At 68.2% G+C, this 14,679-nt stretch carries 9 protein-coding genes; 6 read left to right on the top strand and 3 right to left on the bottom strand.

The window, feature by feature from the left end:
• Positions 1–28 precede the first annotated feature (28 nt).
• From ACZY0R_RS18975 to ACZY0R_RS18960, 4 genes are read left to right on the top strand one after another with little or no spacing between them, the layout of a single operon-like run.
• Positions 29–1,471, top strand: a complete 1,443-nt coding sequence (locus ACZY0R_RS18975; protein ID WP_488860332.1) for an MdtA/MuxA family multidrug efflux RND transporter periplasmic adaptor subunit — start codon at positions 29–31, stop codon at positions 1,469–1,471.
• A 9-nt stretch (positions 1,472–1,480) separates the two neighbouring features.
• Positions 1,481–4,621, top strand: a complete 3,141-nt coding sequence (locus ACZY0R_RS18970; protein ID WP_488860331.1) for an MdtB/MuxB family multidrug efflux RND transporter permease subunit — start codon at positions 1,481–1,483, stop codon at positions 4,619–4,621.
• Entirely contained in the window at positions 4,621–7,917 is a 3,297-nt protein-coding gene (locus ACZY0R_RS18965) for an efflux RND transporter permease subunit (protein WP_488860330.1), read from the top strand. The genes ACZY0R_RS18970 and ACZY0R_RS18965 overlap by 1 nt, the downstream gene beginning before the upstream one ends.
• Positions 7,918–9,513: an efflux transporter outer membrane subunit gene (locus tag ACZY0R_RS18960; RefSeq protein ID WP_488860329.1), complete on the top strand. Its 1,596-nt coding sequence runs from the start codon at positions 7,918–7,920 to the stop codon at positions 9,511–9,513.
• A 32-nt stretch (positions 9,514–9,545) separates the two neighbouring features.
• On the opposite strand, the gene ACZY0R_RS18955 is transcribed toward ACZY0R_RS18960, so the two are convergent.
• Both ACZY0R_RS18955 and ACZY0R_RS18950 read right to left on the bottom strand, forming a co-directional pair.
• The gene (locus tag ACZY0R_RS18955; protein WP_488860328.1) at positions 9,546–10,973 is read right to left on the bottom strand and encodes a sensor histidine kinase; all 1,428 of its coding nucleotides are present in this window, start codon (positions 10,971–10,973) and stop codon (positions 9,546–9,548) included.
• Positions 10,966–11,664, bottom strand: a complete 699-nt coding sequence (locus tag ACZY0R_RS18950) for a response regulator (RefSeq protein ID WP_488860327.1) — start codon at positions 11,662–11,664, stop codon at positions 10,966–10,968. Before ACZY0R_RS18950 ends, ACZY0R_RS18955 begins: the two co-directional genes overlap by 8 nt.
• A gap of 144 nt (positions 11,665–11,808) precedes the next feature.
• Between ACZY0R_RS18950 and ACZY0R_RS18945 the strand changes: the two genes are divergently transcribed.
• A complete protein-coding gene (locus ACZY0R_RS18945) occupies positions 11,809–12,786 on the top strand; it encodes a tripartite tricarboxylate transporter substrate binding protein (protein ID WP_488860326.1) in 978 nt (325 codons plus the stop codon).
• A 34-nt stretch (positions 12,787–12,820) separates the two neighbouring features.
• Here the strand turns inward: ACZY0R_RS18945 and ACZY0R_RS18940 are convergent, their stop codons facing one another.
• Positions 12,821–13,723, bottom strand: coding sequence for a LysR family transcriptional regulator (locus ACZY0R_RS18940; protein WP_045237224.1), 903 nt, complete (start codon positions 13,721–13,723; stop codon positions 12,821–12,823).
• A gap of 115 nt (positions 13,724–13,838) precedes the next feature.
• Here ACZY0R_RS18940 and ACZY0R_RS18935 point away from each other — a divergent pair, with 115 nt between their 5' ends.
• Positions 13,839–14,303, top strand: coding sequence for a PACE efflux transporter (locus ACZY0R_RS18935; RefSeq protein ID WP_488860325.1), 465 nt, complete (start codon positions 13,839–13,841; stop codon positions 14,301–14,303).
• Positions 14,304–14,679: the final 376 nt, after the last annotated feature.

Raw genomic sequence — 14,679 nt, 5'->3', positions numbered from 1 at the left:
TTTTTCGCGTCGCTCCCAGGATCCGGTCATGGCCAAACCCGAAGAACATCAACAGGCTAAGCTGCCACCGCCGCCCAAGGCCGCCACGCGCCGCCGCAAACTGATCGTCGCCGCGCTGATCCTGCTATTGGCCGGCGGCGGCTGGTACTGGTACAAGCACCGTGCCCCCGCCGCCAGCGCCCCTGGGGCGCCCGGCGCAGCCGTTGGTCCGGGCGGCCGCGGCGGTCCCGGCGGCCCCGGCGGCCAGCGCTCGCCGGTGGTGGTCAGCACCGTGGCCCAACGTAATATGGACGTCATCCTCAACGGCCTGGGCAACGTCACGCCGGTGGCCAACGTGACCGTGCGGGCCCAGGTGTCGGGTCCGCTGCTCAAGGTGCTGTTCAAGGAGGGCCAGATGGTCAAGGCCGGCGATGTCCTTGCCGAGATCGACCCGCGCCCGTTCCAGGCCACGCTGGACCAGGCCGTGGGCACGCTGGCGCGCGACCGCGCCCTGCTCGAAAACGCCCGCCTGGACCAGAAGCGCTACCGCACCCTGCTTGGGCAGGACTCGATCTCCAGCCAGCAGGTCGACACCCAGGATGCCCTGGTGCGCCAGTACGAAGGCGTGGTCAAGACCGACCAGGCCAACGTGGACAGCGCCCGCCTGCAACTGGGCTACACCCGCATCGTGGCGCCGGCTTCGGGCCGCATCGGCCTGCGGCAGGTCGATCCGGGCAATATCGTCAGCACCAGCGACACCAACGGCATCGCCCTGATCACCCAGATCCAGCCGATCGCTGTGCTCTACACCATCCCCGAAGACAACCTGCCTTCGGTACTCAAGCGCCTGCATGCCGGCGAGACCATTCCGGTCCAGGCCTGGGACCGCCAGGCGCGCAACCGCCTGGCCGAGGGCACGCTGCTGACCACCGACAACCAGATCGACACCACCACCGGCACGGTCAAGCTCAAGGCGATCTTCCAGAATACCGACGGCCTGCTGTTCCCTAACCAGTTCGTCAACATGCGCACGCACGTGGACACCATCGAGAATGCCACCGTGGTGCCGGTGGCGGCCATCCAACGCGGCCAGCAAGGCACCTTCGTGTATGTGGTGGACGAGAGCAGCAAGGTCAAGGTCCAGGTGGTCACGCTGGGGCCGTCCGACGGCGAGCGCACCGTCGTGACCAAGGGCGTGCAGCCCGGCCAGCGCGTGGTGATCGACGGCGCGGACCGGCTCAAGGAAGGCATGACGGTGGAAACCGTGGACCCGGCAGCGCGCGCTGCCGCGCTGGTGCCGGCCAGCGCGCCACGCGGGCGCGGACGCCGCCGCGATGGTGGCCCGGGCGGTGCCAGCGGCAGCGGGGCTTCCGGCGCGGCGGGTGCCTCCGGCGCCCATGCCGAAGGACGGCGCCACCGCGATGGCGCAAGCGCCCCGGCTCCCGGCGGCGATGGCGCCCCGGCGGGCGCGGCGCCCCAGCGGCCGCAGTAAGGACTCAGCATGAACCCCTCACGCCTCTTCATCGAGCGGCCGGTCGCCACCGCGTTGCTGATGGTCGCCATCCTGCTGTCCGGGCTGGTGGCCTTCAGGCTGCTGCCGCTGTCGGCGCTGCCGGAGGTCGATTACCCGACCATCCAGGTCACCACGCTCTACCCGGGCGCCAGCCCGGACGTGATGACGTCGTCGATCACGGCCCCGCTGGAACGCCAGTTCGGCCAGATGCCGGGCCTCAAGCAGATGTCGTCGTCGTCCTCGGGCGGCGCCTCGGTGATCACACTGCAGTTCGATCTGACGCTGTCGCTGGACGTGGCCGAGCAAGAAGTCCAGGCGGCCATCAACGCCGGCGGCAACCTGCTGCCGGCGGACCTGCCGATGCCACCGGTCTACAGCAAGGTCAACCCGGCCGACGCGCCGATCATGACGCTGGCCATGACCTCGGACACCATGCCGCTGCCCAAGCTGCAGGACATGGTGGATACGCGCGTGGCGCAGAAGATTTCGCAGTTGCAGGGGGTGGGGCTGGTCAGCATCAGCGGCGGGCAGCGCCCGGCGGTGCGTATCCAGGCCAACCCGACCGCGCTGGCCGCGCTCGGCATGTCGATCGACGACCTGCGCACGGCCATCGGCAGCGCCAACGTCAACGGCGCCAAGGGCAGCTTCGACGGCCCCGCGCGCGCCTCCACCATCGACGCCAACGACCAGCTCAAGTCCGCCGACGAGTACCGCCAGATCATCGTGGGCTACCAGAACGGCGCGCCGATCCGCATCACCGACGTGGCCAATATCGTCGACGGCCCCGAGAACAGCCGGCTGGCCGCCTGGGCCAACGACAAGCCGGCCATCGTGCTGAGCATCCAGCGCCAGCCCGGCGCCAATGTGATCGAGGTAGTGGACCGCATCAAGGGGCTGCTGCCGCAACTGCAGAGCTCGCTGCCGGCCTCGGTCAAGGTGCAGCTGCTGACCGACCGCACCACCACCATCCGCGCCTCGGTGCGCGACGTGGAGTTCGAACTGCTGCTGGCGGTCGCTCTGGTGGTGATGGTGATCTTCGTCTTCCTGCGCAACGTGCCGGCCACCATCATCCCCGGCGTGGCGGTGCCGCTGTCGCTGGTGGGCACCTTCGGGATGATGTACCTGGCGGGCTTCTCGATCAACAACCTGACGCTGATGGCGCTGACCATCGCCACCGGCTTCGTGGTGGACGATGCGATCGTGATGATCGAGAACATCATGCGCTACATCGAGAAGGGCGATTCGCCCATGGAGGCGGCGCTCAAGGGGTCCAGGCAGATTGGCTTCACCATCATCTCGCTGACCTTCTCGCTGGTGGCCGTGCTGATCCCGCTGCTGTTCATGGGCGACGTGGTGGGGCGGCTGTTTCGCGAGTTCGCCATCACGCTGGCAGTGTCGATCCTGATCTCGGCGGTAGTCTCGCTGACGCTCACGCCGATGATGTGCGCGCGCCTGCTGCACCATGTGCCCGAAGAGAAACTCTCGCGTTTCCACCGGGCCACCGGGCGCTTCTTCGACAACGTGATCGCCAGCTACGGGCGCGCCCTGGACTGGGTGCTGGACCGCCAGAAACTCACGCTGCTGGTCGCCGTCGGCACCCTGGTGCTGACCGTGCTGCTGTACATGCTGGTGCCCAAGGGCTTCTTCCCGGTGCAGGACACCGGCGTGATCCAGGGCATTACCGAGGCTTCCCAGACTACGTCCTTCCCCGCCATGGCACTGAAACAGCAGGCGGTGGCGAAGGTGGTGCTGGAAGATCCCGCGGTGGAAAGCCTGTCCTCCTTCATCGGCGTGGACGGCACCAACACCACGCTCAACGCCGGGCGCCTCTTGATCAACCTGAAGCCCAAGGACCAGCGCCGCGATTCCATCGAGGACGTGACGCGCCGGCTGCAGGCCGCGGTCGACAAGCTCGGCGGCGTCTCGCTCTACACCCAGCCGGTGCAGGACCTGACCATCGAGGACCGCGTGTCCCGCACCCAGTACCAGTTCACCGTGCAGGACCCGGACCCCGTCACGCTGGCCACCTGGGTGCCCAGGCTGGTGGAGCGCCTGAAACAGGAGCCCGAACTGCGCGACGTGGCCAGCGACCAGCAGAACAACGGCCTGCGCGCCTACGTGGATATCGACCGCGACGCCGCGGCGCGCTTCGGCATCACCACCGCGGTGATCGACAGCGCGCTGTACAGCGCATTCGGCCAGCGGCTGGTGTCGACCATCTTCACCCAGTCGAGCCAGTACCGCGTGGTGTTGGAAGCCATGCCCGAGTTCCGCACCGATCCGCAGTCACTGGCGGAGCTGCGCCTGCCCTCGTCCTCGGGCGGGCAAGTGCCGCTTGGCGCATTCGCGCGCATCAGCGAGCGCACCGGCCCGCTGGTGATCAACCATCAGGGCCAGTTCCCCTCCGCCACCATCTCGTTCAACCTGTCCCCCGGCGAATCGCTCGGCGCGGCAGTGGACAAGATCACCAAGGTGGAGCACGAAATCGGCCTGCCGATCTCCATGCAGACCGACTTCCAGGGCGCAGCGCTGGCATTCCGTGCCTCGCTGTCCAACACGCTGTGGCTGATCCTGGCGGCGGTGATCACGATGTACATCGTGCTGGGCGTGCTCTACGAGAGCACCATCCATCCGGTCACCATCCTCTCCACCCTGCCCTCGGCCGGCGTGGGCGCGCTGCTGGCGCTGCTGGTCTCGGGCCAGGACCTGGGCATCATCGCGATCATCGGCATCATCCTGCTGATCGGTATCGTCAAGAAGAACGCCATCATGATGATCGACTTCGCGCTGGAAGCGGAGCGCGAGGGCGGCATGGCGCCGCGCGAGGCGATCTTCCAGGCCTGCCTGCTGCGTTTCCGCCCGATCCTGATGACCACCATGGCGGCATTGCTGGCCGCGCTGCCGCTGATGCTCGGCACCGGCATCGGGTCCGAGCTGCGCCGCCCGCTGGGCATCACGATGGTGGGCGGCTTGCTGGTCAGCCAGGTGCTGACGCTGTTCACCACGCCGGTGATCTACCTGGCGTTCGACAGCCTGGCAATGCGCCTCAAGGACTGGCGCCGGCGCCGTTATGGCGACACCGGCGATGGCGATCAGACCGGCGGCCCCGCCGCCGAGCCGAGGCCGTGATGAACCTGTCGGCTACCTTTATCCATCGGCCGGTCGCCACCGCGCTGCTGACCATCGGCATCCTGCTGGCGGGGCTGGCGGCGCTGCGGCTGCTGCCGGTGTCGCCGCTGCCGCAGGTGGACTTCCCCACCATCTCGGTGTCCGCCTCGCTGCCCGGCGCCAGTCCCGAGACCATGGCCGCCACCGTGGCCACGCCGCTGGAGCGCGCGCTGGGCGCCATCGCCGGCGTCACCGAGATCACCTCCAGCAGCTCGCTGGGCTCGACCCGCGTCACGCTGCAGTTCGAGCTGTCGCGCAACATCGACGGCGCCGCGCGCGACGTGCAGGCTGCCATCAACGCCTCGCGCGCCACGCTGCCCACCAGCCTGCCGAGCAACCCGACCTACCGCAAGGTCAACCCGGCCGACGCGCCGATCATGATCATCGCGCTGACCTCGCCCACCATGACGCGCGGCCAGCTCTACGATGCGGCCTCGACCATCCTGGCGCAGAAGATGTCGCAGATCGAGGGCGTCGGGCAAGTCACCATCGGCGGCTCTTCGCTGCCGGCGGTGCGGGTGGAGCTCAACCCCACCGCGCTCAACAAGTACGGCATCTCGCTGGAGGACGTGCGCAACACCATCAGCGCCACCAACGCCAACCGTCCGCTTGGCTCGCTGGAAAACGCCACCACCAACTGGCAGGTCTACGCCAACGACCAGGCCATGAAGGCGGCGGACTATATGCCGCTGATCGTGCGCTACGCCACGCCGGGCACATTTTCCTCGGCCTCGGCGGGCGCGCTGATCGCCAGCACCGCCAACGCCACCGCGGGCGGCGGCGTCAGCACCAAGACCGTCAACGGCGTTACCACCACCACGCTGACCACCAGCAGCGGCACCACCACCATCAGCACCGGCGCCACCGGCGGCAACACCAGCAGCGGCGGCCCGAACTCCTTCGCCGTGCCGGTGCGGCTGTCGGACGTGGCCAAGGTGACCGACTCGGTGCAGGACGTGCGCAACGCCGGCTCCGCCAACGGCCAGCCCTCGGTGCTGCTGGTGCTCAACCGTTCGCCCGGCGCCAACATCATCGAGACCGTGGACCGGGTCAACGAGGTGCTGCCGTCGCTGCAGCAGATGATCCCGTCCGCCATCAAGATGGAAGTGATGATGGACCGCACCCCCACCATCCGCGGTTCGCTGCGCGAAGTGGAGCACACGCTGATGATCTCGGTGGCGCTGGTGATCATGGTGGTGTTCCTGTTCCTGCGCAATGCGCGCGCCACGCTGATTCCCAGCGTGGCGGTGCCGGTGTCGCTGATCGGCACCTTCTCGGTGATGTACCTGGCCGGCTTCTCGCTCAACAACCTGTCGCTGATGGCACTGACCATCGCCACCGGCTTCGTGGTCGATGACGCCATCGTGGTGCTGGAGAACATTTCGCGGCATATCGAGGAGGGCATGAAGCCGCTCGAAGCCGCGCTCAGGGGTTCGCGCGAGGTGGGCTTCACCGTGCTGTCGATGAGCCTGTCGCTGATCGCGGTGTTTATCCCGCTGCTGATGATGGGCGGCATCGTCGGACGCCTGTTCCAAGAGTTCGCCATCACCTTGTCGGTGGCGATCCTGGTATCGCTGGTGGTGTCGCTGACCGCCACGCCGATGATGTGCGCGCGCCTGCTCAAGTCGGTGAAACCGGAACAGCAGGGCCGCTTCTACCGCGCCAGCGAACGCGTGTTCACCTGGATGCACGACCTGTACGCGCGCACCCTGGCCGTGTCGCTGCGCCACAGCGCGCTGGTGTGGCTGGTGTTGCTGGCCACCATCGGCCTCAATGTCTGGCTCTACACGATCGTGCCCAAGGGCTTCTTCCCGCAGCAGGACACCGGGCGCCTGATCGGTTTTATCCGGGCCGACCAGGCCACTTCGTTCCAGGCCATGCGGCCCAAGCTCGATAACTTCATCAAGATCGTGCAGTCCGACCCGGCGGTGGTCAACGTGACGGGTTTCACCGGCGGCTCGCAGCGCAATACCGGCCAGATGTTCGTCACGCTCAAGCCGATTTCGGAGCGCGATTCGGCCGACGCCATCGTCGCCCGGCTGCGCGTCAAGCTGGCCAAGGAGCCCGGTGCCAGCCTGTTCCTGACCTCGGTGCAGGACATCCGCATCGGCGGCCGGCAAAGCAGTTCGGCTTACCAGTTCACGCTGCAGTCGGACGATCTCGACGTGCTGCGCGAGTGGGAGCCCAAGGTGCGCGCGGCCATCTCCAACCTCAAGGGGCTGGAGGATGTCGATACCGACACCAACGACAAGGGCCTGCAGACCTCGGTCATCATCGACCGCGACACCGCGTCGAAGCTCGGCGTCACCGCCCAGCAGATCGATGCCGTGCTCAACGACGCCTTCGGCCAGCGGCTGGTGTCCACCATCTACCACCCGCTCAACCAGTACCGGGTGGTGATGGAACTCAGCCCCGAGTACCTGCAGGGCCCGCATGCGCTCAACGATATCTACGTGGTCACCGGCGGCGGCAAGCGGGTGCCGCTGTCGGCCTTCGCGCGGTTCGCACCCACCAGCACGCCGCTGGGCGTCAATCACCAGGGCCAATTCGCGGCCTCCACCATCTCCTTCAACCTGGCCGAGGGCGTCGCGCTATCGCAGGCCACGGACATGGTCAAGGATGCGATGGCGCGCATCGGCGTGCCGGAGACGCTGCAGGCCAACTTCCAGGGCGGTGCCAAGGCCTTCCAGGACTCGCTCAAGAGCCAGCCGCTGCTGATCCTGGCCGCGCTGATCACCATCTACATCGTGCTCGGCATGCTGTACGAGAGCTACGTGCATCCGCTCACCATCCTGTCCACCCTGCCATCGGCGGGCGTCGGCGCGCTGCTGGCGCTGCTGGCCTCGGGCACGGACTTCAGCATCATCGCGCTGATCGGCGTGATCCTGCTGATCGGCATCGTCAAGAAGAACGCCATCATGATGATCGACTTCGCCATCGATGCCGAGCGGCGCGAGGGCCTGTCGCCGCGCGATGCCATCTACCGCGCCTGCCTGCTGCGCTTCCGCCCCATCCTGATGACCACGATGGCGGCCTTGCTGGGCGCCATACCGCTGGCGATCGGCCGTGGCGACGGCGCCGAACTGCGCGCGCCGCTGGGCATCTCCATCGTCGGCGGGCTGGTGGTCAGCCAGTTGCTCACGCTGTACACGACGCCCGTGGTCTACCTGACGCTGGACCGCTGGCGCCTGAAGGTGAAAGCCTGGCGCCAGCGCCGTTCGGCCGTGCCTGCGGCCACGGCCAGCCTCGAACCCTGAATGCGATCCATGAACGCTTTTCTCCGCCTCCCTACCCTTTCCTTCCCGGCGACCGCGATGACGGTGGCGTGCGCCCTGCTGCTGGCCGGCTGCGCCGTGGGGCCCGACTACAAGCGCCCCGATGCGCCGTCCACGCCGGCCTTCAAGGAGGCGCCAGCCGACGCCTCGCAATGGGGCGAGTGGAAGCCGGCCGAACCGCAGGACACTAGCGAGCGCAGCAACTGGTGGGCGGTGTTCGCCGATCCGGAGCTCGACAAGCTGATGGCGCAGGTGCAGGTCTCCAACCAGAACATCAAGGCGTCCGAGGCGCAGTACCAGCAAGCGCTGGCGGCGCTGCAATCGGCGCGCGCGGGCTACTTCCCGACCGTGAACGCATCGGCCGGGCTCGACCGCACGCGCGGCAGCAACGGCCAGGTCGCCAACGGGCAGAGGGCCACGCTGTCGGCCAGCTGGGAAATCGATGTGTGGGGCCGCGTACGCAGGCAGGTGGAAAGCAGCGAAGCCAGCGCGCAGGCCAGCCAGTCCGACCTGGCTTCGATATTGCTGTCAACCCAGTCCACGCTGGCGCAGAGCTATTTCCTGCTGCGCATCGCCGACCAGCAGAAGGCCTTGCTGGACCGCACGGTGGTCGACTACGAGAAATCGCTGCAGCTGGTGCGCAACCAGTACGCAGCCGGCACCGCCCAGCGCTCCGACGTGCTGCAATCCGAGACCCAGCTCAAGAGCGCGCAGGCGCAGCAGATCGATATCCAGATCACGCGCGCGCAGCTGGAGCACGCCATCGCCGTCCTGACAGGCAAGCCACCGGCAGACCTTGCCATCACGCCGCAGGACTACGCCGCCGCCGTGCCGCGCGTGCCCATCGCGGTGCCGTCGGCGCTGCTGGAACGCCGGCCCGATATCGGCGCGGCCGAGCGCCGCATGGCCGCTGCCAATGCGCAGATCGGGGTGGCCCAGGCGGCTTACTACCCGACGCTGACGCTATCCGCCACCGGCGGTCTTTCCGCCAGCACGCTGGCGCGCTGGCTGGCGCTGCCGGACCGCGTGTGGTCGATCGGCCCCGCGCTGGCCGGCACGCTGTTCGACGGCGGCCTGCGCAGCGCCGCCAAGGCGCAGGCGGTTGCCGCCTACGACCAGAGCGTGGCCAACTACCGCCAGACGGTGCTCTCCGCCTTCCAGGAGGTCGAGGATGGCCTCGCCGCCGCGCGCCTGCTCGAGCAGGAATCCGTGGTGCAGAACGACGCGCTGCGTTCGGCGCGCGACGCGCTGGCCCTGGTCAACAACCGCTACCGCGCCGGCACCGCCAGCCTGCTGGACGTGCTAACGGCGCAGACCACCGCCTACACGGCGGAGCGCACCGCGCTGACCATCGTAGGCCGCCAGTACACGACCAGCGCGGTGCTGATCAAGGCACTGGGCGGCGGGTGGCATATCGAGACGGACAATGCGTCGAACGCGGCGCCGGCTGCGCCAGGTACCGTGCCAGCCGCGCCGGCCCCTGGCGGCATGCCGCCGCCCGCCGGGACGCAAGGCGCAGCGCCGGTACCGGCGATCGCACCGGCGCGCTCCGCCGCCAGCGTGGCCGCGCGGCGGTAGCCGTCGCTGGCATCCGGTGGCGTTCCGCCGCCCTATGCCGGCGGAAAACGCACCCGCACCAGCAGGCCATTGCCGCCCTCGGCCTCCAGCAGCGCCAGCGTGGCGCCGTGCGCGGCGGCAATGTCGCGCACGATGGTGAGACCGAGCCCGGAGCCGCCCGGGTTCGCCTCCCCTGCGGCTCTCAAACCGGCGGCGTTGCCGCGACAGAACGGCTCCAGTACCGCCGCGCGTTCCTGCAGCGGAATGCCGGGGCCATCGTCTTCCACCTCCAGCACCACCGCTTTGCCAGCGCGATGGACGCGCGCCGTGACGACGCCGCCCGATGGCGTGTAGCGCAGCGCGTTGTCGACCAGGTTGGTGACCAGTTCGTGCAGCAGGTCGGTGCCAAGCACCGGCAGCGCGCCCTCGCCCTCGAAACCCAGATCGATGCGCCGCGCGCGGGCGGCGGGCGTGAGTTCGAGGCAGACTTCCCTCACCAGCGCCGCCAGGTCCAGCACGCGCGGTGTCTCCGCGCCGCCGTGCGCGGCGCGCGCCATCGACAGCAGGCGGTCGGCCAGCGCGGCCATGCGCGCGGTGCTGTCGGCCAGGCCCTGCGCGATGCGCCGCTGCTCGGCGGGATCGTGCTCACGCGCCGCCAGTTGCGCCTGCGTGTGCAGCACCGCGAGCGGCGTGCGCAACTGATGTGCCGCGTCGGCGATAAAGCGGCGCTGCGCGGCCAGCACCTGTTCCAGCCGCGCCATATAGCCGTTCATCGCCTCCACCAGCGGCGCCGTTTCGCGCGGCGCGCTATCGAGAGGCAGCGGCGTGGTGGCGCCGGGCTGGCGCTGCGCCACCTCGGCGCGCAGCGCATCGAGCGGCGCCAGCGCGCGCCGCGTGAACAGCCAGATCACGAGCACCACCGCCAGCACCAGCATCAGCTGGCCCCACAGCACATCGAACAGGATGTTGCGCGTCAGCGCCTGGCGCGAGTCGAGGGTCTCGCCGACTTCGATCAGCGCCATGCCGCCGTGCGTGCCGCTCGCGTCCATCACCGGCTGGCGCAGCGCGGCGATGCGGATCGGCTGGCCGCGGTAAGTGCGGTCGTAGAAACTCACCAGCGCGGGATAAAGCTTGGTGCGGGGCTGGCTGGCGTCGAACGGCGGCAGGTCGTCGTAGCCGGAGACGAACTCGCCATCCACCCCGCTCACGCGATAGAACATGGTGGCGTTCATGCCCACCTCGAAGGTATCGAGCGAGATATAGGGCACGTCCACGCGCACGCCTTCGGGCGTCAGCGTGATGCGCTCGGAGATATTGCGCGCAGAGGCCAGCAGCGTGCGGTCGTAGGCCAGGTCGGCTGACGCCAGCGCATTCGAATACGCCACCACGCCGTACACCGCCTGCAGCAACAGCATGGGCGGTATCAGCCACCACAGCAGCCGCGCGCGCAGGCTGGCGGGACGCCTGCGCTGCTCAGCCAACGCTGGGCTCCAGCACGTAGCCCAGCCCGCGCAAGGTCACGATGGCCGCGCCGGAGCCTTCGAGCTTGCGGCGCAGGCGATGCACATAGACCTCGATCACGTCGGGCTGGGTCTCGTCGGCCAGCGTGAAGATGCCGGCGTAGATCCGGTCCTTGCTGACGGTCTTGCCGGGCGGCGTCATCAGGATCTCCAGCACCGCGTGCTCGCGCGGCGTCAGCGCGAGCGGCACGCCGCCCACCTGGAAATGGCGCGACACCGTATCGAAGCCCAGGCCGCCGCAAACCACCAGCGGCGCCTCGGTCTGGCGCGCGCGGCGCAGCAGGGCCTTCACGCGCGCCTCGAACTCGGCGAGATCGAAGGGCTTGGCCATGTAGTCGTCGGCGCCCAGGTCAAGGCCCTTGACCCGGTCGCCCACTTCGCCGCGCGCGGTCAGGATCATCACCGGCACGCGGCAACCGCGGCCGCGCAGGCGGGCGAGCAGGTCGAGGCCGTCGCGGTCGGGCAGCGTGAGGTCCAGCAGCACCAGCGCGTAGTCGCTGCCGGCACTGGTGCCGCCCGCGTGCGTGCTGAACAGCAGGGATTCGGCGCTGGCCGCGTCGGCGGCGCGCTCCACGGTGAAATGCAAGGCGCGCAGCGCCTGCATCACCCAGGTGGCCAGTTCGTCGTGGTCTTCGACCAGCAGTACTCTCATGGAAGGTTCTTCTCCTGCGCTTCTGGCACTCCGTTATGCCTGATTTTCTCACCGGCAGCCAGCGGATTTGCCCGGGATTTCCCGGTAAGCTGTCTGCCGCGTTGTCGTTCTATCCCGTCGTCCGGCCTCACCCTAGGAGAATCCATGAGCATCGTCCCGGCCGCCCTGCGTCTCGCCTGCGCCGCGCTCGCCCTGGCGGCGATTTGCGCGCATGCGTCCCCCGCGCCGGAGTGCATCGTGCCCGCCAAGCCCGGCGGCGGCTTCGACCTGACCTGCAAGCTGGCGCAGCGAGCCCTGCTGGAAGCCGGACTGACCGGGCAACCGATGCGGCTGGTCTACGTGCCGGGTGGCATCGGCGCCGTGGCCTACAACAGCATCGTGGCGCAGCGCCCCGCCGAGCCCGATACCATCGTCGCCTTCTCCGGCGGCTCGCTGCTGGCGCTGGCCGAAGGCAAGTTCGGCAAGTATGGCGTGGCCGACGTGCGCTGGGTCGGCGCGCTCGGGACCGACTACGGCATGATCGCGGTGCGCGCCGATTCGCCTTACAAGACCTTGAAGGACCTGGTGGCCGCGCTGAAGTCGGATCCCGACCAGGTGCTGTTCGGCGCCGGCGGCACCATCGGCAACCAGGACTGGATGAAGGCCGCGCTGGTGGCCAGGCAGGCCGGCGTTGGCTACAAGCGCATGCGCTTCGTGGGCTTCGAAGGCGGCGGCGAGGCCTTCACGGCACTACTGGGCGGGCACGTGCAGGCAGTGTCGGGCGACGTCTCGGAAGCCGCGATGCAACTCGGCGCGGGCGGGATCCGCATCCTCGCCGTGCTGGCCGAGCGGCGCCTGCCGGGCAGGCTTGCCAGCGTGCCGACGGCGCGCGAGCAAGGCTACGACATCACCTGGCCCATCCTGCGCGGCTTCTACATGGGCCCGAAGGTCGCGCAGGCCGACTACCAGCGCTGGGCTGTCCGCTTCGAGCGCCTGCAGGCAAGCCCGGCATTCGCCCGGCTGCGCTCGGAGCAGGGCTTGTTCCCCGCCGATCTGGGCGGCGCGGCATCGCTCGACGCCTATGTGAAGGACACCGTGCAACGCTACGGCACGCTGGCGAAGGAGTTCGGCCTGGTCCGCTAGGCGGCGACGTGCGCGAGCCTCCGGAGTAGCAGCCCTATGCCGGCCGCTTCTCCGGACGCGGCAGCGGCTGCTTGCTCACCCGTTCCTTGAGCCACGTAGCGGCCTTGCCGAGCGGCCGCTGCTTGTGCCACACCAGCTCCATCGCCACCGGCCAGTCCTGGTCGTCGAACTCCAGCACCGGCGACACCAGTTGCGCCGCGGCCGGCGAATTGGCCGCCACGTGCCAGGGCACGAAGGCCCAGCCCAGCCGGCGCTTGACCAGCTCGACGATAACCCACTGGCTCTCCACCCACCAGACTTCGGCGGCCACGCGCAGCCGCATTTTTTCCTCGCTATCGCTGCGGGTCGCCACCATCAGTTGCCGGTAGCGTTTCAGTTCCTCCCAGCCCACGCGCTGGTCCGCGAGCGCATGGTCGGGCGCGCAGATGATCTGCATCGGCACCCAGCCCAGCGCACGGAAACCCAGCTCCGGCGGCAACACCTCCTGGCGCCACATCAGGCCCAGGTCGGCGGAGCCGGCCAGCACCAGCCGGCTGACATCCTCCATCAAGGGAAACAGCAGCTCCAGTTCCACCGCCGGAAAGCGCGCCGAGAACTCCTCGAGCAGCACGCCCAGGGTTTCCTCCGGATACAGCTCATCCACCGCCAGCACCAGGCGGCTCTCGACGCCTTCGCCCAGGCTCTTGGCCACACCGCGGAAATGCTCGCAACGCTCCAGGATCACCCGCGCCTCGGCCAGCAGGCGTTCGCCCGCGGCGGTCAGGGTCGGATAGCGCCCGGCACGGTCGAACAACTGATTGCCGAGATCGATTTCCAGGTTGGCCACGGCCGCGCTGACCACCGACTGGGCTTTGCCCAGGCGGCGCGCGGCGGCGGAAAAAGAACCGCATTCGGCGGCGGCCGCGAAGGCCTGCAATTGTTCCAGGGAAAGGCTCATGGGATTCCTGATGGCGCGACGCCGTCACATCCATCGTTTTTAGCGATGGATACCAACTTGGCTATCCCACGATTATAGATAGAATGGCCTGCATTGACGCCAGACAGGAAGTATCATGCGCAGCACCAAGGACAGAATCCGTCACACCATCGGCTTTGAACTGATCGGCCTGCTGATCTTCGCGCCGGTGGGCAGCTGGCTATTTGGCTTCACCCTGCACCAGATGGGCATCATCGCGGTGGTGGCATCGGTGATCGCCGCCGGCTGGAATTATCTTTACAACCTGCTTTTCGACAAGGCCATGCTCCGGTTCACCGGACAGTTGCGCAAGCCGGTGGCCATGCGCGTGCTGCATGCCATCCTGTTCGAACTGGGCCTGCTGGTGGTGTTCCTGCCGATGGTGGCCTGGTACCTGGACATGAGCTTGCTCGATGCCTTCATCATGGATATCGCGGTGGCGGCGTTCTACGTGGTCTATGCCTTCATCTACAACTGGGCTTATGACGCAGTGTTCCCCGTTGGCGTTGGCGCCGGCGCCCGGACCAGGACGAAAACAAAGGCTGTCGGGGAATCCGCCTGAGCAGCGCCCCTCCGAATGCAAAAAGCGGATGCCACCGGCATCCGCTTTTTTTTTTGTGCGCCCAGCATGGGCGCACTCCTGCGGGTGTAAGTCCCGCCATAAGCTGGTCACGGCGAATGAAGTGAAGCGCAACCGCATGAGGGCGACCGAGTGTGGGGAGGAAGCGTGGAGCGTAAATCGCGAGCCGATGGACAAGAACTGCATAGAAGGCGCTGCCGAGCAGGGCGAGCGGGCAAGAAACCGCGAAGCTCTTGTGACCAAGGCGAAGTGGCGTAAATGCAGCGGCTGTGCGGTGAAGGAGTGCGTTCTTACCTGGGGAGGCCTCGCCTCATGCCTGAAAGGGCAACGACGTCGAGTCGGAGCGAGGAGTCAGCAG

The organism is Cupriavidus sp. F041, from assembly GCF_057814235.1.
Note: the sequence above shows the minus strand (reverse complement) of the source record. Positions and strands in the feature narration are given on the sequence as shown.